Below are 24,413 nucleotides of genomic sequence, written 5' to 3'. Positions count from 1 at the left end.
GCCCGGGCCCGTGGTCAACGTAACGGTGCCTCTCCCTTGGTCGACAGGCGCCCCTCGGCGAAGCACACCTGGTAGAGGACCACGTCCGTGCCGAAGAAGGCGGGGTCGCTGCGGTAGTAGTTGCAGGTGGCCCCCTCCGGGACGGCGCCCTCCTCCAGTTGTCGGGCGTCGACGTACAGCGAGTGTCGCGGCAGCACCGACTCCACGTCCGCCTGGTCGTCCCCCACCCTCAGCCCGGCGAATTCCTCGGGGGTCAGCGTGCTCTCCTTCATGTTCTGGAAGCCGTTCCAGCCCACCACGAGCACGAGCGCGGCCAGAGCCGCGGCCGGCACCAGCACCAGGGCCAACGACCACCCGCGCACGCGGCGGCGGGCCGCCGACTGCAACTGGTCGATCTGGGCGTCGTCGTCCTCCTCCGGCGCCGCCTCGACCGTTCCGTCCAGGGGCATGGTCGCGCACACCTCCCAGCCGCCGTCTCCGTCCGGACCGGCGGCGAAGACGCCCCCGGTCAGCCGGACGCGCTCACGCAGACCGATGAGCCCCCGTCTGCCTCCCCCGCCGGCCCCGGGCAGAGGACCACGCGGCACCGAGTTGGTCACCCTGACCTCCACGCGGCTCTCGCTCGATGTGAGCCACACCGTCACGTCGGCGCCCGGGGCGTACTTGGCGGCGTTGGTCAACGACTCCTGGACGACCCTGTGGACCGCACGGTCGACCATCGGCGGCATGTCCGTGGTGTCACCGTCGTGTACCAGGGCGATCCGCATCCCCGACTCACGGGCGCGGTCCACCAAGGCGGTGACCCCCTCTCCGGCCGGCGACATGGGAGCGGGTTCGGCGTCGGTCCGCAGCACACCGATGATCTCCCTCAGGTGTCGGGTGGCGGTGACGGCGCTGGTACGCAGTTCGGCGGCCGCCCGCCGGTGCTCCTCGCCCAGGTCGGCGTCCAGCTCCAGGGCTCCGGCCCGGAGGGCGAGGAGGCTGAGTTCGTGGCCCAGGGAGTCGTGCATGTCCTGTGCGATGCGGGAGCGCTCGCGCAACCGGACCTGCTCGGCGGTCAGCCGGTTCTCGCGCTGGAGCTGGCGGGCGTGCTCCCAGCCCGCCGTGGTCAGGGCCACGTGCTGGCGTCGGTAGACCCCGACCAGCCAGGGCAGTACGACGCTGAAGAGCATGGTGCTGACGATGGTGGTCAACGCCATGAGGTCGTCGGGCCACAGCAGCACCGCCAGGGCCAGCCACAGCACGGCGCCGACGACGAACAGGACCACGGCCGACCGGACCCGGGGCATGCGGCGGCCCACCAGATAGGACACGCCCAGCAGCACGAACCCGAACCCGTACAGCCAGAACGAGCAGAGCATCGCCACGACCAGGGCCGACAACGGGTAAAGGCGGCTGAGCACGACGGTCAGGGCGGCCAGAACGACGATGGCCGCCACGACGGCCACCGATTCCGCGCCGCTCGGGCCCTCGGTCGTCCGTCGGAGGGAGACCTCGGTCAGGCACAGGGCGATGATCACGATCGCCCACGACACGTCCCGCAGGACGGCGCCCCGATCCGGCCATCCCGCGAGCGGGCGCAGAGCACGCGGGAGGAGGGAACGCGATTCGGACATGTCCATGTCGGTGAAACCTACACATCACGGGACCCGGGTGGCACCGTCGAAAGTCAGGGACGTGCCCCGACCCTCGGTCGGAGCGACGGGGGATCCCCTCTCACTCGCCATGGGCCATATCATGGGATGATTTGACCCCTTGTGCGCTTGCCCGTCCGATACGGCGGTGATGAAATCCCAGGGGCGACGACCACGACAGGACGAGGGCCGGATGTCACCTTTGCAGACCTTGCGGCGCATGCACCACATCGCCGGATGGCCACTGCTCCTCAGCACCTTCCTGGCTCGTCTTCCCATCTCCATGTCCCTGATCGGACTGCTCACGCTGGTCACCACCACGACCGGCAGTGTGGCCACGGCCGGCATGGTGACCGGGGCCTTCGCCCTGGGTGAGACCGTGGGCGGACCCGTCATCGCCCGTTTCGCCGATCGCCACGGACAACGGACACCGGTACTGGTCACCTCGATCGCGGACGCGGTACTGATCACCGTGCTCGTTCTCGCGATCCTGGCCGAGGCCCCGCTTCCCGCCCTGGCCGTGCTGGCCGCCCTGGCGGGCCTGTGCATGCCGCAGATCGGCCCCATGGCCCGTACCCGCTGGGTGGTGATGATCAGGCGCCGCTCCGAGCGGGGCGTGGAGCGCGAGCGCTCCTTGTCGGCCGCCATGTCGGTGGAGGGGGTGCTGGACGAGGCCTCCTTCGTCCTGGGACCCGCCCTGGTCGGAATCCTCACCGTGCTCCTGTCACCGTCGGCGAGCGTGCTGGGCGCCGCGGCGCTCATCGGCGTCTTCGGAACCGTGTTCGCGCTGCACCCCACCGCTCCGCCGGGAACCGCGCCGGCGGCCGGCGCCGGGGAGCGCATCACCACACCGGCACTGCTCGTCCTGGCCGTTCCCATGTTCTGCCAGGGCGTGTTCTTCGGTGGCATGTCCACCGGCGTGACCGCCTTCGCCACCGCGTCCGGACACGGCGACCTGTCCGGACTGATGTACGCGGTGATGGGCGTCAGCAGCGCCGCCGCGGGGCTGCTGATGGCCTCCGTACCCGTGAGGTTCGCCCTCACCCTGCGCACCCGGATCGCGGCGGGGGCGCTGTTCGTGCTCACCCTGCCGTTGTACCTGGACCATGGTGTGGCGAGCCTGGCCGTGGTCGTCTTCGTGCTGGGCGCGGCCATCGGTCCGCACATCGTGAGCCTGTTCGGGCTCATCGAACGGGCCGCTCCGGCGAGTCGGCTGTCCCAGTCCATGGCCGTCATCCTGAGCTCCCTGATCCTGGGCCAGTCACTGGGGTCGATGGGCTCGGGCATCCTGGCCGACTCCCTGGGTCACCAGGGGGCGTTCACGTTGGCCACGGCGGGCGCGCTGGTCTCCTTCGCCGTCACGACCCTGGTCATGCGCACCCGCTGGTACGGCCGCGAGGAGGAGGGACCCTCCCGCCCCGCGAACGTGGCCGAACCCGCCTCCTGAGCTTTCGACCTCCGTCCCCGTACCACGGAACCGGGGTCGGCTCCGGTCCGGCGACCCCGTCCGGGAGGTGGCCGTCGTCCCCACTCGGGGTTACGCTCGATGACCGTGCTCGACCTGTCGACCCCCTTCGGCCCCCGCCGCAAAGAGGTACCCGTGCCCCAGCTCAACGGGCTCGCCCGTATCACCCTGTCCGTGCGCGACCGCGACGAGAGCGTGCGTTTCTACCGCACGGTCCTGGGGTTCCGCGTCCTGGCCAAGCACGACCGCAAGGGCACACTCCGCACCGAATGTCGCCACCCGGCCTCGGGACTGTCGTTGGCGCTCATCCAGCACCGCGACAACTTCAAAGGCCGGTTCGATCGTAGACACTGCGGCCTGGACCGTCTGACCCTCGGCGTGGACGACATCGGTGAACTGGAGGCGTGGGAGGAACGCTTCGCGCGGATGGACGTGGAGCACTCCCCCGTGATGCACGGCGAGGAGGGATCCACGCTGCTCTTCTACGACCCCGACGGCACCGAACTGGCCCTGTTCGCCCGCGCCGAACTCGACGCGGACGACTTCTGAGGGCGGCCCGCGTCCCCTACTCCGTACCGACCAGCTTCATGCGCACGTCGCGCTCGGCCAGGTCGTCCACCGCGGAACGGGGCAACCGGTCGTCGGTGATGATCAGGTCGAACTCCTCCAGCCTGGCCACCCTGAAGGTACCGAACTTGCCGTACTTGGTGCTGTCGACGGTGAGCACGCTCTTGGAGGCGATCCTCAACAGCTCCTGCTTGGCGATCACCTTGGCCTCCGAAGGGGTGGTCGACCCGCGCTGGGCGTCCCAGGAACTGCTGGCGATGAAGGCCAGGTCCACGTTCACCTGACGCAGGAACTCCGCGGTGAAACGGCCGACCGAGGAGTGGTCGGAGTGCGAGACCAGCCCTCCCGTGTGGATCAGCTCGATGCTCGGATACTCCATCAGGTGGCCGACGACGTTGAAGTCGCTGGTGATGACGGTCAGACCGACCTTGTCGGTCAACAGCGGGACCATCTGGAGCGTGGTCGTGCCCGCGTCCAGGTAGATGGTGAAGTTCTCCCTGACGAGGTCGGCCGCGGCCCGCGCTATGGCCCGCTTGGCGGGCACCTCCAGTTGGGCCTTGGCCAGGTAGGAGGGTTCGCTCTTGAGGCGTGCCGCGAGTCTGACGCCCCCGGTCACCGACAGGACCTTGCCGTCGTTCTCCAGAGCCTGGATGTCACGCCGAACCGTCATGTGGGACACGGACAGCATCGACGTGAGCTCGTTGATGCTCAACACGTGGCGCTCCTGGAGGAGCTTGAGAATATGCTCTCGTCGCTGGTCCGGAATCATCGTTCGCCTCACAGTCCAGGGGGACGGCCATGGGAGCGCCGTGCGGTCACGACGCCATGTAACAGAGTTTCCCAGCCCGGCACACCTCTTCGAGGCCGGGGCGACGTGAGTCCGCTCGCAATCACGGCGCACCGGCGCATCGAACCGCTCCGGTGAGCGTTCTTCCTGCTGACACCACACCCGTCGGCGTCTTCGCCACCCGGAGCGCGTGACGGACGGCACCCGCCCCCCACGCTCCGCGTCAGGACCTCCGCCCTCGGCCGCAGCGCGCGTCCGATCTCCGCGCCGGGCGCACCCCAGGGGTCCTCGCGGCCGACTCATCTGCCGAGAAGGCCGTGCAGGTCGATGGACTCCGCCAGCGCCCGCAGACCGGCGTCCCCCGGGTGGATGTGGTCTCCGGAGTCGTACGCGGGCAGCAGGCGAGCGGGGTCGCTCGGATCACGCAGGACCGCGTCGAAGTCCCAGACCCCGTCGAAGGGCGACCTCGGGTCATGGGCCTGTGAACGCAGATAGGCGTTGACCCGCTGGCGACCCCGCTCGACCTCCTCCGTACAGCGTCGTTCCCCCGCGCACGGTCCGAGCGTGGCCACGAACACCCTCATCTCGTGTTCGTGGGCCGTCCGTGCGATCTGGCCGATACCGCTGATCACCGCCTCGGGCGAGGTACCCCAGCGAAGGTCGTTGATGCCGCCGAAGACCACGACGGTGTCCACCCCGTTGCGGGTGAACACGTCTCGGTGCGCCCGCCGGAGCATCGCCACGCCACTGAGATTGGTCGAGACCCCCTCCCCGGGATAGCCGTCCCTGATCACGTGGTTCCCGGCCACCCCCAGGTTGAGCACCCCCGGGGTGGGGAGTTCCGGCTGCGCGGCCAGACGGGCGCTGAGCACGTCCGGCCACCGGGAGTGGGCGTCGGTGGTGGAGCGGATCCCGTCGGTGATGGAATCGCCGAGCGCCGCGATCGCGCCGGGGCCGTCGAGGACCTCGACCCCGGTGAGGAAGGGCCACTGCTCGACCGTGCCGGTGAACGGCTCCCCCGTGGTGTCCAAGGTCCGGTCGCCGCTGCCGGGAGCGCTGACGTAATTGGTGTCCACCGAGGCGTAGTGCACCGGTGCGGTGGTCACTTGCTCCGGCAGGTGGATGCTGACCAGGGCGTCGGTCTGAGGCGGCAGGAGGATCTCGACGGGGTCGCTGAACACCTGTCCCCCGGCCGGAATGACGGTGTCGGAGCGGCCCTCGAAGGTGAGCGGGACCGCGGAGCCCTTGGTGGCGGCGCCGGTCCCGCGCAACGCCAGGGAGGCCGCGCCCACGGTGACGGGCGTGGTGGAGAAGGTGTTCTCCAAGCGGATCCGGACCTGGTGGCCGCCCGTGGTGGTGCGTACCGACAGGCGCAGCGTCTGGTCCTGCCAGGGACCGACCTCCATGTAGCCCGAGATCGCACGCGCCCAGGTACCGGTCCATTCCGGGGCGGCGGTGCGCCCGCCCACGGAGAACAGGTGGATGCGGCCGTGATCGTCGGTGACCTCGGGCAGGACCACGTGGGAGATCTCCCGCGTGGGATCGACGGGAACGTGGTGCGCGTACAGACGCGCGGAGCCCAGGGTGGAACCGGGCCCCGACTCCTCGGCGGAGTTGGCGTAGGGCAGGACGAGCGCGGCCTCGCTCGCGTTCCCCGCGAGCCAGTCGGGGACCGACAGGACGAACCTCTGTTCCTCCCCGTCGGCGTAGACCACGTGGCCGGTGCCGTCGACGTCCGCCCCGGTGCCGTCGACGCGGGTGGCCGTGGCCAGGAAGGTCAGCGACCGGTAGCGATCGGCGGGCAGTCCCACGGACTGCCCGGCGGAGACCACGTGGTCCGGGCGACCTCGGGCGTAGTCGGGCAGCTCCAGGGAGGAGCCCATCAGCACGACCTCACGGCCGGGCGTCCACCCGGCGCCGGCCAGCGCCTGCGAGGACAGGCTGTTGCCGAGGCCGTCGAGGTCGACGTTGGCCGCCGAACCGTCCCAGGAGATGCCCATGTGGCCCAGGAGGGAGTCGAAGGAGGGCGCGGCCGGGCCGGGCCGGGCGGGTTCCGCCCGTTCCGTGGGATCGGAGGTCGGCCCGCGGGAGATCGTGACGCCGACGGCGGCCACCACGACCACCACGACCACGGCCGCCGCCAGGTACAGCAGATGACGCGAAGAACGCCGGCTCCGCCGGTGCGCACCGCCGTGCCGTGTCCCGTCCGCTCCCAACGCTCGCCTCCCCGACCGTCGCCCGTCCACCGTTCGACGACTCCGGGCACGCGGTGGTTGCTGAGACGTGGCACACCACGCTCCCCGACCGGCCGCCAGTGTAAGGGAGACGATTCCACCCGGCGGGGAGGTTCCGGGATGTTCCGTGAGGTGTTTCGCATCGCCGCCCACTCGTGTGGGGGTGGTGGCGCGACCAGAAGGCGAACCCGGTGTCGACGTGCCACCCGAGGACGACCGTGCCCGCGCCCGGCAGGTGTACCGTGCCGCCCTCGATGAGGGGCAGCGGTTGACCGGCGAGGAGCTTGCCGAACGGTTCGGCAGGTCGAAGCGGTGGGGCCGCGACCGTATCCGGGAGCGCCGCACCGCCTGATCGCAGGCTGAGAGCGGGCCGCCCCTTGCCGGGGCGGCCCGCTCTGTCGTGCCGTGGTGGTCGGCGACCTCCTGACACGACGAAGGCCCCGCCCTACTCTGTGAAGTGCGACCAACCCAGAGAAGACGAGGCCCGACATGCCACAGCCTACCCCCGACCTCGCCGACACGGCCCTCACCTTCGGGCAGCGGTTGAAGATCCAACGCACCCGACGCGGCATGACGCGCGAGGTCCTGGCCGGCCTGGTGGGCAAGTCCGCATCGTGGGTCAAGGCCGTGGAGACCGGCCGACTCCAGACACCGAAGCTCGCGAACCTCCTGCGGTTGGCAGAGGCGTTGCGGGTGCGTGACCTCTCCCAGCTCACCGGCGACCAGTCCATGCCCATCAGCCTCTTCACCGGCCCCGGACATCCCCGGTCGCCCCGGGTCCGGGAGGCTGTCAACGCGCTCCCCGCTCTGTCTCCCAGGGAGGCACCACCGGTCGCGCACCTGCGCGCGCGTCTCGATCAGGCGTGGTCGGCGCGCCACTCCTCACCCCACCACCGGGAAGTGTTGGGGCAACTGTTGCCCGCGTTGATCGAGGATGCCCAGCTTGCCGCCCACCAGGCCGACGACCGCACCGCCCGGCGTGCGGCCCAAGCGATCCTTGCCGAGGTGTACGCGCTCTCCCAGTTCTTCATCGCCTACCAACCCGCCCAAGACCTCCTGTGGCGCGTCGCAGAGCGCGGTATGGTCGCCGCTCACGATTCCGGCGATCTACACGCGATCGGGGTCGCCGCCTGGCTGATGGCACAAGCGCACCGCGACGCGGGGGATTGGGACGCGGCCGACGTGGTGACGGCGAGCACCCTGGAACTCCTCGACCGGCATGCCGACCACGACGCCTCCGACGTCGCGGCGATCCGGGGCGCGATGCTGTTCGAGGACGGGTACACAGCCGCGCGGCGTGGCGAGACCGGCGCGGCATGGGGGCGGTGGGACGCGGCGAACGAGGTCGCCGCGCGGCTCCCCCACGGCTACTACCACCCGGTCACGTCGTTCTCTCAGGCGATCATGGGCGCGCACGCCGTCACGATCGCCGTGGAACTTCGGGCCGGTGGTGAGTCGGTGCGGCAAGCCTCTCGTGCCGCTTCGGCGCGCATCCCCTCACGTCCGCGCCGGGCACGGCACGAGATCGAGCAGGCGCGCGCCTACTACCTCGACGCCCAACCCGACGCGGCGTTGGCGGTGCTCGAAGCCGCGCACGAGGCGGCCCCAGAGACGATCCGCTTCAACGGGTACGCGCGGCGCATCGTCCTCGAAGAACTCGACGAACGGGACGGCCGACGACAGCGGCGCGCCTCTGAGCTGGCGGACCGGTTGGGGCTGTTGACCGTGTGACGTCGAGGGGACACATTCTGTGCCCTCCGTCACCCTGGGGCGCTCTTAGCGTCGTGTCACCACGCACACGGCTTCCCCCGAGGTGACCGATGATGACCGACCAGCGCGCAGAAGACCAGGCAGCGCTGCACGCCCATCCGTCCGCGATCGAGATCATCGCGGCCGGCTTCCCCGCATGGGAGGTCAGCCGCGACCGGGACGGCGCCACACACGGCAACTGGCAAGCCACCAGAGGGAACACGACCCTGTCCGCACCCTCCCCGGCCGGCCTCCTCGTGCGTCTGGAAACCCAGGAACTCGCCCGGCTACAAGCCGAACACGGCACACGGTGGAAGGTATGGCGAACCCCCCGGTACTGGATGGCGACCTCCCGCGTCGACGGTGTCGAGCCGACCCTGATGGAGGACACCGCCGACCGGCTCGAAGCCCGCATGCTCAACCCCTCCCCGTGGGGCAACATCCCCCGCAGGGGTGACCGGTGACCTTCGCAGAACTGGCGCGGCTCACCGCACCACGCACCACCCGCGACGCACCCCTCACCAGCGGCGGCGGTCCGCTCCCTCGAAGACGCCCCGGGGCCTCCCCGCTCGCTGTCCCGGTGCGGCCCGCACCACCGAGCCCGACCACACCCAGGCGCCCATAGACCCCCGCGTCGCGGCCCAGTGCCCCAAGGGGAGGGTGTTGGTCGACAACCGCGGCGCGGGTCTTGACGGCCGCTTCTGACGAGGGGCGGAGCGGCCACTACCGGTCAGACAGAAGGCCGGGCACGGGGTCACCGGTTCCAGGCCGGTGGCCCCTTCTCCTTGCCCCATCACCGCACACGGGTGTTCGGGACGTTCTTCGACAGCTGGTCGGCTGGGAAGAACAGCCTCCAGCGGTCCACAACCGAGAAGTACGAGCAGCACGGACGCCCCTACCTGAAACCGCGCCTCGGGCACTTCGAACTCGACGAGCTTCGGGGAGATCACGTCTCCGCGATGTTCGACGCGATCGAGGACGCCGACCTCAAGAGCGACGGGTCAGAGGCGACCTTCGCCATGGCGCGACGACGCTCGCGCTCGCGGCCGGGGTGGACATGAAAACCGTGCAGGCGATGTTGCGGCATTCCTCGATCACGGTCACGGCCGACATCTAGGCGTCGGTGTCGCCAGAGGTCGCGCACGAAGCCGCGGAGGCGTCCGCGCGGCTGGTCCCCCGTGCCTCGTCGGGGACCGGTTCCGGGACTGCCGGTCCCCCAACGGTCCACCGAAAGAGCCCGACAGCCCGAAGGGGATCCCTGGACAAAAGGAATGCCCAGGTGAAAAGCCTATCTGAGGGTAGGCCGGGCGGGACTCGAACCCGCGACCCAGGGATTATGAGTCCCCTGCTCTAACCAGCTGAGCTACCGGCCCGCCGTTGCAGGCGAAAGTCATCCTAACAGGGTGTGTCCGCCCTTCTTCCGCCGTGAATCCGCTGTCGGACAAGGCTTACGGTCTCCGGGATTCCGACTACCGCGTACCTGGGTCCGAGGCGAGGAGGGCACGAGGTCTAGGGTGGTGAGGTGCGGCGCACGTCTGGACGGCCCCCAGCGCCCCGGCACCGACGCCGCGTGGAACCCGTTGGTAACATCGCGGGCCGCACAACGTCGTTCAGGAGAGTTCACGTCATGTCCAAAGCACCCGTCAACGTCACCGTGACCGGCGCCGCCGGCCAGATCGGCTACGCGCTGCTGTTCCGGATCGCCTCGGGCCAGCTGCTCGGTGCCGACACCCCGGTGAAGCTGCGCCTTCTGGAGATCCCGCAGGCCGTCAAGGCCGCCGAGGGCACCGCGATGGAGCTGGACGACTGCGCCTTCCCCCTGCTCCAGGGCATCGACATCTTCGACGACGCGGGGCAGGCCTTCCAGGGCGCCAACATCGCCCTGCTGGTCGGCGCCCGCCCCCGCAGCAAGGGCATGGAGCGCGGTGACCTTCTGGAGGCCAACGGAGGCATCTTCAAGCCTCAGGGCGAGGCGATCAACGCCGGTGCCGCCGACGACGTCCGCGTCCTGGTGGTGGGCAACCCCGCCAACACCAACGCGCTCATCGCCCAGAGCCACGCCCCCGACGTTCCGGCCGAGCGCTTCACCGCGATGACCCGTCTGGACCACAACCGTGCCCTCACCCAGCTCGCCAAGAAGCTCGACGTGTCGGTCAACGACATCAAGAAGCTCACGATCTGGGGCAACCACTCCGCGACCCAGTACCCGGACCTGTTCCACGCCGAGGTCAACGGCACCAACGCCGCCAAGGCCGTGGGCGACCAGGCCTGGCTGGAGGACGACTTCATCCCGACCGTGGCCAAGCGCGGCGCCGCGATCATCGAGGCCCGGGGGGCCTCCTCCGCCGCCTCCGCGGCCAACGCCGCCATCGACCACGTCCACGACTGGGTCAACGGCACCCCCGAGGGCGACTGGACCTCCGCCGCCATTCCCTCCGACGGCTCCTACGGCGTGCCCGAGGGCCTCATCTCCTCCTTCCCCGTCGTCTCGCGCGGCGGCGAGTGGGAGATCGTCCAGGGCCTGGAGATCGACGACTTCTCCCGCGCCCGCATCGACGCCTCCGTCCAGGAACTCGTCGAGGAGCGCGACACCGTCAGGCAGCTCGGCCTGATCTGAGATACCGACCGTGAACGGGCGCGTCCCACGGGGCGCGCCCGTTCTGGTGTCCGGGTGCGCCCCGCACCGTCCCGAACGGGTTCGGAAAGCAGGCAGTATAGAAGTCGTGAGTCTCATTGATGTGCTTCCGGCCGAACCAGAACCCGACTCCCTCTTCGAGGCGTTCGCTTTGTGGGCCGAGGAGCGGGGCCTCACCCTCTATCCGCACCAGGAGGAGGCCCTCATCGAGGTCGTCTCCGGGTCCAACGTCATCCTCAACACCCCCACCGGTTCGGGTAAGAGCATGGTGGCCACGGGCGCGCTGTTCGCGGCGCTGGCCCGTGACGAGTGCGCGTTCTACACCGCTCCCATCAAGGCACTGGTGTCGGAGAAGTTCTTCGACCTGTGCAAGATCTTCGGCACCGAGAACGTCGGCATGATGACCGGCGACGCCAGTGTCAACGCCGACGCGCCCATCGTGTGCTGCACGGCGGAGGTCCTGGCCCAGATCGCCCTGGCCGAGGGCGCGGACGCCGACATCAACACCGTCATCATGGACGAGTTCCACTTCTACGCCGAGCCCGACCGCGGGTGGGCCTGGCAGGTGCCCCTTCTGGAGATGCCGCAGGCGCAGTTCGTGTTGATGTCGGCCACCCTGGGCGACGTCAGCCGCTTCGAGGAGGACCTGGAGAAACGCACCGGACGCTCCACCGCGGTGGTCACCTCCGCGGAGCGCCCCGTCCCCCTCTACTACGACTATCGGGTCACTCCCCTGCACGAGACGCTGGAGGAGCTGCTGGGCAGCGGCAACGCCCCGGTGTACATCGTGCACTTCACCCAGGCCCAGGCCGTGGAGCGGGCGCAGTCACTGACCAGCATCAACATGTGCACCAAGGAGGAGAAGGCGGCGATCGCCGCGGAGATCGGCGACTTCCGCTTCACCACCCGGTTCGGCCGCAACCTGTCCCGGTACGTGCGTCACGGCATCGGCGTGCACCACGCGGGCATGCTGCCCAAGTACCGGCGCCTGGTCGAACGTCTGGCCCAGGCCGGGCTGCTCAAGGTCATCTGCGGTACCGACACCCTGGGTGTGGGGGTGAACGTACCGATCCGCACCGTGTTGTTCACCGCGTTGAGCAAGTACGACGGGGTGCGGGTGCGCCGCCTGCGCGCCCGGGAGTTCCACCAGATCGCCGGACGGGCGGGCCGCGCCGGTTTCGACACCGTGGGCAACGTGGTGGCCCAGGCTCCCGAACACGTCATCGAGAACGAGAAAGCCCTGGCCAAGGCCGGCGACGACGCCAAGAAGCGGCGCAAGGTGGTGCGCAAGAAGGCCCCCGAAGGATTCGTCTCCTGGGACGAGTCCACGTTCAGGAAACTCATCGAGGCCGAACCGGAACCGCTGACCTCGCGTTTCAGGGTGAGCAACGCCATGCTGCTGAGCGTCATCGCCCGGCCCGGAGACTGCTTCTCCGCCATGCGGCACCTGCTCACCGAGAACCACGACGACCGCAAGACGCAGCGCCGCCACATCCGGGAGGCGATCGCGATCTACCGCTCGCTGTTGGACGGCGGGATCGTGGAGGTGCTCCCCGAACCGGACGCGCAGGGTCGCACCGCGCGACTGACCGTGGACCTCCAGGCCGACTTCGCGCTCAACCAGCCCCTGTCGACGTTCGCGCTGGCCGCGTTGGAGCTGCTGGACAGGGAGTCGTCCACCTACGCCCTGGACGTGCTCAGCGTGGTGGAGTCCACTCTGGACGATCCGCGGCAGATCCTGGGCGCACAGCTGAACAAGGCGCGCGGTGAGGCCGTCCAGCAGATGAAGATGGACGGCATCGAGTACGAGGAGCGCATGGAGCGGCTGGAGGAGGTCGACTACCCCAAGCCGCTGGAGGAGCTGCTCGACCATGCCTACGAGGTGTACCGGCGCGGTCACCCGTGGGTGGGCGACCACCCGCTCCAGCCCAAGAGCGTGGTCCGCGACATGTACGAGCGGGCGATGACCTTCACCGAGTACGTGGGCTTCTACGAGCTGGCCAGGTCGGAGGGGTTGGTGCTGCGTTACCTGGCCAGTGCCTACAAGGCGCTGAACCAGACGGTGCCCGACGACGCCAAGACCGAGGAGCTGCGCGACCTCATCGAGTGGTTGGGCGAACTGGTGCGTCAGGTCGACTCCAGTCTGCTGGACGAGTGGGAGCAGTTGACCAACCCGCGGACGGAGGACCCGGGGGCGGAGGAGCCCGTCGAGGAGAAGGTGCGTCCGGTGACCGCGAACGCCCGTGCCTTCCGCGTCCTGGTGCGCAACGAGATGTTCCGTCGCGTGGAGCTGGCCGCCCGCCGCCGCTACGACGAACTGGGCGCGCTGGAGGAGGACGGGGACTGGGACGCCGAGGACTGGGAGGACGCGCTGGAGGAGTACTTCGACGAGCACGACTCGATCGGCACCGGTCCGGACGCGCGCGGACCCGCGATGTTGCTCATCGAGCGGGAACCGGAGCTGTGGCGAGTACGCCAGATCTTCGCCGACCCGGCGGGCGACCATGACTGGGGGATCAGCGCGGAGGTGGACCTGGCCGCGTCCGACACCGCCGGACACGCGGTGCTGCGCGTGGTGGACGTCGACCGACTCTGAGGAGGCGACCCGCTCCCGGTGCCTCCCCCCCGGAGGGAAGGCGGGGTCGTCAGTCCACGAGGTGGGCGTTGACCTCACGCACGCCTTCGGCCAGTTCGGGGCGTTCCACCACGACACGGCCCGCGGCGCGCAGGCGCTCGGCCCCGTCGCAGTCCACGAACAGGTCGGGCTCACGCCAGGAGAAGACCACGCGCGGGATCGGCGTGGCCAGGATCAGCGCGCTGCACGGGAGGGGCCGGGAGGAACGGGAGCTGCACGGTTCCAGCGACGAGTACAGAGTGGCACCGGTCAGCCGAGGGTCGTCCGTGTCCACCTCGCGCAGGGCCACCTCCTCGGCGTGGTCGTGCGGGTCGTCACGGCGCGAGTAGCCCTCGCCCAGGACGGTGCCGTCGGCGGCGACCACCGCGCAGCCCACGGAGAAAGCGGTGTCGGAGGGCGGGCAGGAGCGCGACAGTTCCACGGTGCGCAGCAGCCAGTGGGCGTCGGCCTCGCCCACGGCCGGAGGCGGCCCGACGTTCACCGCCCCTCCCCCTCTCCCAGGCGGTAGCGCAGGACCGCCACTTCCCCGAGCGCCCGCGCCTCCAGTAGACGCATCGGGGTGTCGGGGGTGTGGGGGAAGGCGCCGGGCAGGACGAAGCGCGGGGCGTCCTCCTCCCCCACGAAGAACGGGGCGATCGCGAGTCGGAGCTCGTCGACCAGCCCCGAGGTGAGGAACAGGGTGTGGACGTGTCCACCGCCCTCGACGAGCAGGCGGGACACGCCGCGGTCGGCCAGGTCGGCCAGGACGGCCTTGGCGGTGGGCGGGTCGCCGGCGTCCACGACGTCGGCCGGCGGGTCGTCGTCGGGACGCCGTTCCAACGCGCTCCGGGCGATCTCCACCCCCGCCCCGGTGGTGTAGACGACGGCACCCGCGTCACCGGTGGAGAAGAGGCGGGCCTGGGGGTCGATCTCCCCGCTGCGGGTGATCACGGCCTTGAGGAGGTTCTCGGTACGTCCCTGTTCCCTGCGGCGCCGGCGCAGCAGGGGTGAGCGGACCAGGAGACGGGGATCGTCGGCGCGCAGGGTCCCGGCGCCGACCAGGATCGCGTCGCACTCCGCGCGCAGCTCGTCGATCTCCGCGAAGTCGGCCTCGTTGGACAACCGGAGCCGTTGCGGTCCGGTGTCGTCGATGCGTCCGTCGACCGACATGGCGCAGCTGAGAATGGTGTAGGGGCGGTCCACGGGGCCCATCCTACGTGGGCACGCGGCCTCGACGGGGCCACACGGGTCGGCATGGAATTCCCGTGCGTCCGCCGGTCGGACACCACAGGCGCCTTGTTTTCCTGATGGCCATAACACTCCTCAAGAAGCGCCCTTATTCGGGGTAAGGAGTGTATTGCCGCAGGCAGCGGCCCTGGATTACCGTGCTTTTCCGCGCCGATACAGGGGAGGATCTCCTTTTCCGGACGCGAGAACAAGCGGTGATCGCGCACACGTCCGAGAAGCTCCGCACACTTGTCACCGGTCCGTGCGGAAAGCCCGTCCGCCCCTACCGGGGCCCGCAAAGCCCGCAACCACGGGCTTGTCGCGCGGCCGCGCCCTGATTCCTCGCATAATGGACATCGGGGATATAAGTCTTAGCGACCCCAAGCTCGCCCTTCGATGTCCTGCGCGGCACTTCCCGGGCGCCGTGAACGGAGATTTTCTCCATCCTGTGTCTGTGATGCGGTTAACAACACTGCACACTCGGAATAGAATCCAGAGGTCGACCACACTTCCCCACCTCAGACAAGAGGACGGCGATGTCTCGATTCACCTCCCCCGATTTCCTCAGGCAGGCGGGGAGTAAGCATGTCAGGGCCAATCCTCCGCCTTTCGTCGACCTGACCCGGCCGAGTCTGGCCCGGCTGCATTCCTTCCACCTCAAGGGCAAGGACCACTTCGAGGTGGACAGGGACCTGGCCACCAGGGCGGAACAGGCGGCGCCGGGGTTCCAGGACCTCGTCCTGGGCGAACGGGCCTTCCTCCAACGGGCCGTGCGCCACCTGAGCGCCGACCTGGGCATCCGACAGTTCATTCAGTTCGGCGCGGGGCTGCCCGCGCCCGGAGACCCCCACGAGATCGCGCACGCGAGCGACCCCTCGGCCCGCGTGGTCTACGCCACCGACGATCCGGTGGTGCTGACCCACCACCTCGCCCTGCTCCGTGACGGGCGCACCACCACGGCGGTGAAGGCCCACCTCACCCAGCCGGACCTGCTTCTGGACAGCTCCGAGACCCGGAGCCTCATCGACCTGGACCGGCCCGTGGGCCTGTTGCTGACCGGCGTGGTCTCGCACACCTCCGACGCCGACACCCCGGCCGAGCACATCGCCGCCTTGCGCGAGTCCTTGGCCCCGGGCAGCCACATGGTCCTCAGTCACTACTGCCGCCCCGACCCCACGGCCTTCCCCAAGGACGCCTCCCGCGCCGAACAGCTGGAGCGGGTCTTCCTGGACCACCTGGGGTCCGGCCGTTGGCGTTCGCGGAAGACCATCGAGGGCTTCTTCGAGGGCTGGCGGATCAGCGAGCCCGGCCTGATCGAGGTCCAGCGCTGGCGCACCCTTCCCGTGGCCCCGCCCGTACCCGGCTGCTACCAGATGCCCCAGCGCAACCGTCGACTGATCCTGGGCGGTCTGGGCCGCATCTGAAACCCGTCGTTCCCTCACCCCCGCGTTGGAGCCGCCTCGGACCGGCAGCGGGCGAGGGACCACACCATCTTCCGTCCCGGTGCGCCGACGGGGGCACGTCCTGCGGGCCCCGCCCGGAGAAGAGAGACCCACCCGGTCGCAGAACACGACCTCGCGCGCCGGGCCTCCCCATCAGGGACGGGCCACAGACGAGCGAGGGCACGGAGAGGATCACCGTGGAGACCACGGCGGCGTCGGTGAGGACGCTGTGAACCGGTGTTCCCTTGGCCCCCTCGCGCATCGTTCCTCGTGTCGGCGCCCGCCCGGCCCGGCCACCTCATGAAAGTCTCTGCGGCGTACGGACGAAGGGCGAAGCCCTCACGATCCCGACGTGCCGGGACACCGAGAAGACCTCTCAGTATCGTGGACGGCGGGGCGGGGAGGACGACCACCACGGCCCGACCGAGACCCTCTCCTCACCGACGCTCTCGCGCGTGCCCCTTCGGTCGAGGAGCAGCCCCGCCCCGGACGACCGGCACGGCGAACGCCCGGGAAGGGCCGGCGACGTGGGCGAGCCTCCCCGTGAAGGAACGACCCAACGCCCCGTGGACGACGTCGGGCCCCTCTCCCTGAGGAGAGGGGCCCGACCGTACCGCTCCCGCGATTGGACTCGAACCAATAACCTGCCGGTTAACAGCCGGCTGCTCTGCCGATTGAGCTACGCGGGACTGCGTTCACCCGGTGCCTTGGGGGTCCGTGGCGACGCCACTAGCCTAGCGCCTCCCGGAGGGTGCTCGCGACGCTTTTTCCGGCTCCCGTCCCGGCCGCGCACACGTCGCCGGAACGCAGGCCCCACACCTGCTCCGCGGGGCTCGCGAACCGGCGCGGCGGACGTTCCCCGGCTCGACGGGGCTGGGGTCGGGGATCGTACGGTGAACACCGTCCTGCTCGTCCGTGGGCCGCGCGGCGCCGCCCGCCGGGGGGAGATGGGGTGACCGGACTCGTGGCGGCCACGAGGGCGGTGACCGTCCACATCGGGGACCGGTTGTCGGTGAAGGCACACGAGGGCCTTCCGGGGAAAGGGCGCGACCGAGGGTGGCGGCCCTTCGTCAGAGGGCATCGGGGCGTGTGTCCGCCGGTGCACGCCGGACGGGAGGGCGGTGTCGCCCCGGCCCTGCGGAGAGCCTCGTGAGTCGGCGGACCTCACCCGGAAAGGCCGCAGGGCCCTTCCCTTGGGAAGAGCCCTGGCTCACATGATGTGGTTCCACCGACGACGCCTGTACGAGGACGGCTCGCCGGTGTCCGATACGGGCTCCCGCGATTGGACTCGAACCAATAACCTGCCGGTTAACAGCCGGCTGCTCTGCCGATTGAGCTACGCGGGACTGCGTACGTCACGGTCTTCCTCGGCCGTGACGACAACCCAAGCCTAGCGTGTTCGTGGAGTGCTCTTGACCGGTGTCGGCCATGTGTGGCGGGGTCCCTTCCGGGTAACGTCGTGGCCAGACCACACCGATCGTCTCCGAGGCGGAAGAGGTACCCCATGCGTTACCGGATCACGTTCGCGACCGGACTCGCCATCGGTTACGTCCTGGGAGCGAGGGCGGGCAGGGCCCGCTACGAGCAACTGGCCCGTGTCGCCCGTAAGGTGGCCGACAGTCCCGTCGTCCAAGAGGTGGCCGGACTCGTCGGCGCCCAGGTCAGCAACGCGGGCCGCACCGTCTACGACAAGGCCATGGACAAGATGCCGGTCACATCGGTGCGCGACTTCCTGGCACGGCCCACCGACGAGGAGATGGACCTCGTCGAGTGGGAGACCCGCGGTTCCAACGGAACCCAGCCCCCGGGCGGCAGGGACACCTCGGGTGGAGAGCGTTAGTGTCCCTGTTCTCCCGAGGCGTGCCCACCGCCGTACGCGCCCGGCTGGAGCGGGGCGAGCGCGTGTTGGCGCACGCGCCCGTCGCCACCCCCACCGACGGGGGGACCCCGGTCCTGGTCGCCACCACGCTCGCCCTGTACCTGCCCGACGGCCGTGCCGTCCCCTGGCAGGACATCGACCAGGCACGCTGGACCCCCGACACCTTCACGTTCCTGAAGGGAGGGTCGGGCGAGCACACCGTGCGACTGCGCTCGGCCCCGGCCGCCGACGCCGTGGACTACCGGCGCCTGGCCGAGACCGTCTCCGAACGCGTCACCGCGACCATCCTGGTCAACCGGTTCGTGCCCTTTCCCGAGGCCGACTCCGCCACCGGCTTCCGACTGGTGGCGCGCCGCCCGCCCGGAGGCACCGACGTGGACTGGCGCGTCCACCTGGGTGAGGGTGTGGACCCGCGGGACCAGCGCCTGCCGGACGCCGTCTCCCTGGCCCTGGCCGAACTCCACGACCAGATGGGGGTGTGAACCACTCCCCGGGCGGCCACGACGGGGAGAGACCCGCCGTGGTACCGCTGTGCTCCAAAGAGCGCCGCTCCGAGGAAGGTCGCCGGCCGTGCGGATCCCCGTGGCGCCTCCCGGTCGTGGAAGGGGCGACTCCCGTCTGTTCTCAGCCCTCCAGTCCCCGTGCGAGGACCTCGGCCAGGTGCAGGGCCCGGCGACCCGTGCCATGTTCGATCTGGGTACGACAGCTGTAGCCGTCGGCGAGTACCAGGGTGTCCTCGGAGGCCTCACGCACCCGGGGCAACAGGTCGCGCTCCCCGATGGCCGTGGACACCTCGTAACGGCCCTCGGTGAAGCCGAAGTCCCCCGCCAGCCCACAGCAGCCCGAGTCCAGCACCTCACCGTCGATCCCGGCACGGGCGATCAACTCCCGGTCCGCGTCGAAGCCGATCACCGCGTGCTGGTGGCAGTGCACCTGGGCCAGGGCCGAGGCGGGGATCCTCGGCGGTCGCCAGTCGGGGGCGTACTCGCTCAGGAACCCCGCCAGGGTGTGCACGGCCCCGGCCACCTTCTCGCTGTCCGGCCCGGGAAGCAGTTCCCGCAGGTCGTGGCGTAGCGCCGCGGTACAGCTGGGCTCCAGGCCCACCACGGGCAGCCCCTCCTCCACCAACGGTGCCAGGGCCCGTACCGCGCGGCGCATCACCGCGCGCGCCACGTCCAACTGGCCGGTGGAGACCCATGTCAGGCCGCAGCACACCCGTCCTCGGGGCAGGACCACGCTGAACCCGGCGTCCTCCAGCACACGTACGGCGGCGGCCGGTACGTGGGGGTTCAGGTGTTCGCCGAAGGTGTCCGGCCACAGCACCACCCGAGGCCCGTCCGCCCGGGCCTGGCCGCGTGCGACACGGCGGTGGAAGGCCCGGGTGAAGGTGGTGTGGGCGAACGAGGGCAGATCACGCTGCGCAGCCACCCCCGCGACCCTCTTGGCCAGGCGTGAGACACCGGGCGTCCTGGTGAGCCGGTTGGCCTCGGCCGGGGCCAACGAGGCCAGGCGCGCCCAGAGTGGCAGCCAGCCCATCGAGTAGTGGGCGGCCGGGCGCACCCGACCCCGGTAGTGCTGGTGCAGGAACTCGGCCTTGTATGCGGCCATGTCCACATCGGCCGGACAGTCGCTCAGGCAGCCCTTGCAGGACAGGCACAGGTCCAGGCTCTCGCGCACCTCCTCCGACCGCCATCCGTCGGTGATGAGTTCCCCGGTGGCCATCTCGAACAGCAGGCGGGCGCGTCCACGGGTGGAGTGCTTCTCCTCCTGGGTGACCTGGTAGCTGGGGCACATGACGCCCGGCCCCTCCTGTCGGCGGCACTTGCCCACTCCCGTGCAACGCCGCAGGACCTTGGCGAAGTCGCCGTCGTCCTCCCGGTAGGCCAGGGACGCCTCTGCCAGCAGCGGTGGCGACATCCTCGCCGACACCCGGACGTCGGCGTCCAGGGGCAGCGGATCGACGATGATGCCGGGGTTCATGAGGCCGTCGGGGTCCCAGATCCTCTTGAACTCGCCGAAGGCCCGGATGAGGCGTTCGGGGTACATGCGTGTGAGCAGCTCCGAACGCGCCTGACCGTCACCGTGCTCGCCCGACAGGGAGCCGCCGTGCCTGACGACGATCTCCGAGGCCTCCTCCATGAACGCCCGGTACTCGCGGCGGCCCCGTTCATGGGTGAGTTCGAAGTCGATGCGCACGTGCAGGCAACCGTCACCGAAGTGACCGTAGACCACGCCGAAGCGATCGTGGCGCCGCATGAGCCGGTCGAAGTCGCGTAGATAGGCGCCCAGGTTCTCCGGAGGTACGGCGGCGTCCTCCCAGCCGGACCAGGCCTCGTCTCCGGTGGGCGTGCGCTGGGTGAGTCCGGCCCCCTCCTCACGGATACGCCAAAGGGCCCTTTGGTGGGCGGGGTCGGCGACGACCAGCGCGTCCTGGGGACGGGCGGTGCCCGCGAGTCCGGCCAGCATGTCCCGGGCGGCCTCGGCGGCCCCGTCGTGGTCGGGTCCCGCGATCTCCACCAGGAGCCAGGCGCCGCCGTCGGGCAGCGGTACCCGTGACCCCGTCCCGTGCCGGTCCAGTGCGGCCACCATGCGGTGGTTGATGCCCTCCACGGTGAGCGGACGGTGGGTGAGCAGGGCGGGAACGGCGTCGGCGGCGGCGGGGGCGTCGGGGTAGCCCAGAACGGCCAGGGCACGGGCCGCGGGCGTACGGACCAGCCGCACGGTGGCACCGAGCACGAACGCACAGGTGCCCTCCGTGCCCACCAGCGCGGCGGCGACGTTGCGGCCCTTCTCCGGCAGCAGACGGTCCAACGCATAACCCGACACCCTGCGGCGGAAGTCGGGCATGGCGGTGCGCAGCTCGGCGCGGTACTCCTCCACCAGGCGGGCCAGCGCGGCGTGGACGCGTCCCTCGCGCCCCGGCCTGCGGGCCAGTTCCCGTGTCTGCTCCTCACTGTCGTAGGAGCCCACCGTGAGCCTGGTGCCGTCGCTGAGCAGCAGGTCCAGGGAGACGATGTTGTCCGCGGTGGTGCCCCAGGCCACCGAGTGGGAGCCACAGGCGTTGTTGCCGATCATGCCGCCGATGGTGCAACGACTGTGGGTGGAGGGATCGGGCGCGAAGGTGAGCCCGTACTCGGCGGCGGCTCGGCGCAGGTCGTCCAGGATGACGCCGGGTTGGACGGTGGCGGTGCGGGCCTGGGGATCGATGTGCTCGATGGCGCGCAGGTGGCGCGAGGTGTCGATGACCACGCCGGTGCCGATGGAGTTGCCCGCGATGGAGGTGCCTCCGCCCCGGGGCACGATCGGTACACCGTGCTCGGCGCAGGTGCGCACGGCCGTCGCGCAGTCCTCCACGGTCTCGGGGATGACCACCGCCAACGGCACGCGCCGGTAGTTGGAGGCGTCCGAGGTGTAGAGGGCGCGCGTGCCCGGGTCGAAGGCGACCGTACCCCTGACACGGCTCTCCAGGTCGCGGCGCAGGGCGGTCACGTCGGTTCGTTCTGTGGTGCTGTGCGGGTCGGCCATGCCGTTCAGCGTGACGGGTGGGCCGGCGGTGTCGCAAGCGTGCCGCGCGCGCTGCCCGTTCAGCCGCGGAGGGACTCGTCCATGGCGCGGACCAGTTCGCCGGTCGGGTCCATGTCCAGGTTCCACACCATGAGCCCGCCCAGACCCCTCTCCAACACGTACTCGCCCTTGATCGCCAGGACCTGAGGGTCGTCGTAGGTCCACCACTCGTCGCCGTCATAGACCCAGTAGGCCCCCGCCTCCTCGTCCAGGAAGCGGCGGCCCTCGTGTTCCTGCAACTCGGAGAAGGCCATCGTCGGACCGTCGTAGCCGTCGTCGGCCGGCCCGTCCGCCTCCTGCCCGAGTCCCTCGTCGGTGGAACCGACCCCCTGCCATCCACGACCGAAGGCCGGAACGCCCACCACCAGCTTCTCCGGAGGCGCGCCCAGATCCAGGTAGCGCTGAACGGCCTGGTCGACGCTGTCGGCTTCCGGCCGTGACGCGGAGGTGTAGAGGTTGGAGTGGAAGGCCGTCCGTTCGTTCCACGGGCCGGCGAAGTCATAACCCTGCACGGTGGCGAAGTCGAGGTGGTCGAAGATCTCGCCGTCGTAGGCCCGACCGTCGGCGCTCCCGCCGGGCAGTGACACCGACAGCACGTGGTCCCTGCCCGTCTCGCGGGAGAGCTCGTCGAGTTGGCGGCGGAACTCGGCCACCAGGAGGGTGAAGTTGGCCGCGTCCTCGGGATGCTCGTCGTTGTCCGGGTGTCCCCCTCCCCCGGGCCACTCCCAATCCAGGTCGATGCCGTCGAAGATGCCCGCGGCCACCCCGTCCCCTCCTTGGGGCTCCTCCTCGTAGACCGGAAGGTTCCCGCGCAGCCACAGGTCGAGACAGGAGGACACGAACTCCCGCCTGGACTCCTCGGTACGGGCCGCGACGGAGAAGTGCTTCGACCAGTTCCATCCGCCCAGGGACAGGCTGGCCCGCAGATGGGGGTGCTTCTCCTGGAGGAGGCGCAACTGATGGAGACTGCCCGCGAGCTCCTGCTCGTACTCGTCCGCCCGCCCGTCGACACTGTCCTGCGCGTCGTAGCGCCGCTGGTACAGCTCCCAGGGCTGGTCGTGGTTCCCCGGGATGTGGCACAGTCCTTCCGAGCTGACGTCGCCGAAGGCCCACATCAGTCGGGTCAGGTGCTCGGGAGCGCCGCTGTCGTCCAGCTCCTTGACGGTGTAGCCGCGATTGGCCACGTTCCAGTCGGCGAAGTAACCGATGCGCTCGGGATTTTTCGATGTGGCCACGACGAAGACCCCCGTGATCAGTACGACGGCGGCCACCACGGCCGCGCCCAAGACGAGCGGGGAGCGCCGCCGACGTCGGCGCCCCGCGCTCGGAACAGATGGGGAAGTCATCCTTCGACGGTAGACGCCCGGGGGCGGGAAACCGGCCGCTCCCGCGGAGCCGGCCACATGAGGCCGTCACGGAACCCCGGGACCTTCCCACACGTTGTTCTTGATTGCTCCCGCCCGGTCCCGTTCGAGCCGAACGTCCCGCTCGGCACCCCTCAGTCGGTGGTGAGGAAGTCACGCAGGGCCCCGGCCCGGGAGGGGTGGCGTAGCTTGGCCAGGGTCTTGGCCTCGATCTGACGGATACGCTCCCGGGTCACTCCGAACTCGCGCCCCACCTCCTCCAGGGTGTGCGGGTGCCCGTCGGCCATGCCGAACCGCAGTCTGATGACGCGTTGCTCCCGGTCGGACAACCCCGCGAGGATCAGTCCCAGCTGTTCCTGGAGAACGGTGAAGGCCGCCGCCTCCATCGGGACGACCGCGTCACGGTCCTCGATGAAGTCGCCGAAGTCGGACTCCTCCTCCCCGATGGGCGCCTGTAGCGACACCGGCTCCCGGGCGATCCGTTGGATCTCCAGAACACGTTCATCGCCGAATCCGACCACGGAGGAGATCTCCGCCGTACTGGGTTCGCGCCCCAGCCGCTGATGCAGCTGGTGCTGTATCCGGATGATCTTGTTGATCGTCTCGACCATGTGCACGGGAACGCGAATGGTGCGGGCCTGGTCCGCGATCGCCCGCGTGATGGCCTGGCGAATCCACCACGTCGCGTAGGTGGAGAATTTGAAACCCTTGCGGTAGTCGAACTTCTCCACCGCGCGGATCAGTCCGAGATTGCCCTCCTGAACAAGGTCGAGGAAAAGCAGGCCCCGGCCCACATAGCGTTTGGCGATGGAGACGACCAGGCGCAGGTTGGATTCGATCAGGCGCCGTTTGGCCCGTCGTCCCTCCTCCACCAGTGTGAGGAGTTCCTCCCGCGTCCGCTCCCCCGCGAGGGGGGCGCAGTGTTGTGCGTACAGTCCGGCCTCGACCGCCTGGGCCAGGTCCACCTCCTCCTGGGCCGTCAACAGTGGCACCCGGCCGATCTCGCGCAGGTAGAGCCGTACCAGATCGGAGCCGGAGCGTCTGCCGTCGTCGGGGCGTCCTCCGACCTCCTCCTGGTCGACGCTCTGCGCACCGATCCCCGAGAACCGGAGGACGGCGTGGTCCAGGTGGTCCGGGGAGGTGTCCGGCCGCTCCGGCGCGGAGGCGACCTCGCCGCGACCGACCGGTCCCCGGTCGGTGGGCGGCAGGGCCGCCTGCCGAACATGCCGCACTTCTTTGGTCACAACTGTGG

At 70.0% G+C, this 24,413-nt stretch carries 19 protein-coding genes and 3 tRNA genes; 11 read left to right on the top strand and 11 right to left on the bottom strand.

What is annotated here, in order from left to right:
- Nucleotides 1-14: 14 nt before the first annotated feature.
- Nucleotides 15-1,616: a sensor histidine kinase gene (locus tag PFX91_RS09520; protein ID WP_285730957.1), complete on the bottom strand. Its 1,602-nt coding sequence runs from the start codon at nucleotides 1,614-1,616 to the stop codon at nucleotides 15-17.
- A gap of 211 nt (nucleotides 1,617-1,827) precedes the next feature.
- Here PFX91_RS09520 and PFX91_RS09515 point away from each other — a divergent pair, with 211 nt between their 5' ends.
- Both PFX91_RS09515 and PFX91_RS09510 read left to right on the top strand, forming a co-directional pair.
- Nucleotides 1,828-3,081, top strand: coding sequence for an MFS transporter (locus tag PFX91_RS09515; RefSeq protein WP_285730955.1), 1,254 nt, complete (start codon nucleotides 1,828-1,830; stop codon nucleotides 3,079-3,081).
- A gap of 99 nt (nucleotides 3,082-3,180) precedes the next feature.
- Nucleotides 3,181-3,648 (top strand): VOC family protein, encoded by a 468-nt coding sequence (locus PFX91_RS09510; RefSeq protein WP_285730953.1) that lies wholly within the window; start codon nucleotides 3,181-3,183, stop codon nucleotides 3,646-3,648.
- Between the two features lie 16 nt (nucleotides 3,649-3,664).
- Here the strand turns inward: PFX91_RS09510 and PFX91_RS09505 are convergent, their stop codons facing one another.
- Nucleotides 3,665-4,435, bottom strand: coding sequence for a DeoR/GlpR family DNA-binding transcription regulator (locus PFX91_RS09505; protein WP_285730951.1), 771 nt, complete (start codon nucleotides 4,433-4,435; stop codon nucleotides 3,665-3,667).
- Nucleotides 4,436-4,752: 317 nt separating this feature from the next.
- On the bottom strand, nucleotides 4,753-6,669 hold the full coding sequence (locus PFX91_RS09500) for a GDSL-type esterase/lipase family protein (protein ID WP_285730950.1): 1,917 nt from the start codon (nucleotides 6,667-6,669) through the stop codon (nucleotides 4,753-4,755).
- 184 nt (nucleotides 6,670-6,853) lie between these two features.
- Here PFX91_RS09500 and PFX91_RS09495 point away from each other — a divergent pair, with 184 nt between their 5' ends.
- The 4 genes from PFX91_RS09495 to PFX91_RS09480 all read left to right on the top strand — a co-directional run bounded on the left by PFX91_RS09495 (nucleotide 6,854) and on the right by PFX91_RS09480 (nucleotide 9,497).
- Complete coding sequence (locus PFX91_RS09495) at nucleotides 6,854-7,039, top strand: hypothetical protein (RefSeq protein WP_285730948.1); 186 nt, start codon at nucleotides 6,854-6,856, stop codon at nucleotides 7,037-7,039.
- Nucleotides 7,040-7,176: 137 nt separating this feature from the next.
- On the top strand, nucleotides 7,177-8,418 hold the full coding sequence (locus PFX91_RS09490; protein ID WP_285730947.1) for a helix-turn-helix domain-containing protein: 1,242 nt from the start codon (nucleotides 7,177-7,179) through the stop codon (nucleotides 8,416-8,418).
- Between the two features lie 89 nt (nucleotides 8,419-8,507).
- Complete coding sequence (locus PFX91_RS09485; RefSeq protein ID WP_285730946.1) at nucleotides 8,508-8,900, top strand: hypothetical protein; 393 nt, start codon at nucleotides 8,508-8,510, stop codon at nucleotides 8,898-8,900.
- A gap of 321 nt (nucleotides 8,901-9,221) precedes the next feature.
- A complete protein-coding gene (locus tag PFX91_RS09480) occupies nucleotides 9,222-9,497 on the top strand; it encodes a hypothetical protein (RefSeq protein ID WP_285730945.1) in 276 nt (91 codons plus the stop codon).
- Nucleotides 9,498-9,735: 238 nt separating this feature from the next.
- Here PFX91_RS09480 and PFX91_RS09475 read toward each other — a convergent pair.
- Nucleotides 9,736-9,809: transfer RNA gene (locus PFX91_RS09475), tRNA-Ile, on the bottom strand.
- Between the two features lie 254 nt (nucleotides 9,810-10,063).
- Between PFX91_RS09475 and PFX91_RS09470 the strand changes: the two genes are divergently transcribed.
- Together PFX91_RS09470 and PFX91_RS09465 are read left to right on the top strand one after the other, a co-directional pair.
- A complete protein-coding gene (locus PFX91_RS09470; RefSeq protein WP_285730944.1) occupies nucleotides 10,064-11,053 on the top strand; it encodes a malate dehydrogenase in 990 nt (329 codons plus the stop codon).
- A 121-nt stretch (nucleotides 11,054-11,174) separates the two neighbouring features.
- A complete protein-coding gene (locus tag PFX91_RS09465; RefSeq protein ID WP_285731096.1) occupies nucleotides 11,175-13,667 on the top strand; it encodes a DEAD/DEAH box helicase in 2,493 nt (830 codons plus the stop codon).
- A gap of 49 nt (nucleotides 13,668-13,716) precedes the next feature.
- Here the strand turns inward: PFX91_RS09465 and PFX91_RS09460 are convergent, their stop codons facing one another.
- A complete protein-coding gene (locus PFX91_RS09460; protein ID WP_285730942.1) occupies nucleotides 13,717-14,187 on the bottom strand; it encodes a cytidine/deoxycytidylate deaminase family protein in 471 nt (156 codons plus the stop codon).
- Nucleotides 14,184-14,888, bottom strand: coding sequence for a RibD family protein (locus tag PFX91_RS09455; protein ID WP_285730940.1), 705 nt, complete (start codon nucleotides 14,886-14,888; stop codon nucleotides 14,184-14,186). The genes PFX91_RS09460 and PFX91_RS09455 overlap by 4 nt, the downstream gene beginning before the upstream one ends.
- A gap of 560 nt (nucleotides 14,889-15,448) precedes the next feature.
- Here PFX91_RS09455 and PFX91_RS09450 point away from each other — a divergent pair.
- Complete coding sequence (locus PFX91_RS09450; protein ID WP_285730938.1) at nucleotides 15,449-16,336, top strand: SAM-dependent methyltransferase; 888 nt, start codon at nucleotides 15,449-15,451, stop codon at nucleotides 16,334-16,336.
- A gap of 634 nt (nucleotides 16,337-16,970) precedes the next feature.
- Here the strand turns inward: PFX91_RS09450 and PFX91_RS09445 are convergent.
- Nucleotides 16,971-17,043 (bottom strand) — tRNA-Asn (locus PFX91_RS09445).
- A 584-nt stretch (nucleotides 17,044-17,627) separates the two neighbouring features.
- Nucleotides 17,628-17,700 (bottom strand) — tRNA-Asn (locus PFX91_RS09440).
- A 158-nt stretch (nucleotides 17,701-17,858) separates the two neighbouring features.
- On the opposite strand from PFX91_RS09440, the gene PFX91_RS09435 reads away from it, so the two are divergent.
- Both PFX91_RS09435 and PFX91_RS09430 read left to right on the top strand, forming a co-directional pair.
- The gene (locus tag PFX91_RS09435; RefSeq protein ID WP_285730937.1) at nucleotides 17,859-18,194 is read left to right on the top strand and encodes a hypothetical protein; all 336 of its coding nucleotides are present in this window, start codon (nucleotides 17,859-17,861) and stop codon (nucleotides 18,192-18,194) included.
- Nucleotides 18,194-18,715, top strand: a complete 522-nt coding sequence (locus tag PFX91_RS09430; RefSeq protein ID WP_285730936.1) for a hypothetical protein — start codon at nucleotides 18,194-18,196, stop codon at nucleotides 18,713-18,715. Before PFX91_RS09435 ends, PFX91_RS09430 begins: the two co-directional genes overlap by 1 nt.
- Before the next feature lie 142 nt (nucleotides 18,716-18,857).
- Here PFX91_RS09430 and PFX91_RS09425 read toward each other — a convergent pair whose 3' ends face one another.
- From PFX91_RS09425 to rpoD, 3 genes are all read right to left on the bottom strand, one after another.
- Nucleotides 18,858-21,758: an FAD-binding and (Fe-S)-binding domain-containing protein gene (locus PFX91_RS09425; protein ID WP_285730935.1), complete on the bottom strand. Its 2,901-nt coding sequence runs from the start codon at nucleotides 21,756-21,758 to the stop codon at nucleotides 18,858-18,860.
- Between the two features lie 59 nt (nucleotides 21,759-21,817).
- Nucleotides 21,818-23,143, bottom strand: coding sequence for a glycoside hydrolase family 18 protein (locus PFX91_RS09420; protein ID WP_285730934.1), 1,326 nt, complete (start codon nucleotides 23,141-23,143; stop codon nucleotides 21,818-21,820).
- A 152-nt stretch (nucleotides 23,144-23,295) separates the two neighbouring features.
- Nucleotides 23,296-24,405, bottom strand: coding sequence for an RNA polymerase sigma factor RpoD (gene rpoD, locus PFX91_RS09415; protein WP_502888294.1), 1,110 nt, complete (start codon nucleotides 24,403-24,405; stop codon nucleotides 23,296-23,298).
- Between the last annotated feature and the right edge of the window lie 8 nt (nucleotides 24,406-24,413).

The sequence above is a fragment of the Nocardiopsis sp. ATB16-24 genome (genome assembly GCF_030271535.1).
Lineage (GTDB): Bacteria > Actinomycetota > Actinomycetes > Streptosporangiales > Streptosporangiaceae > Nocardiopsis.
This window is presented reverse-complemented; position numbering and strand designations above follow the sequence as displayed.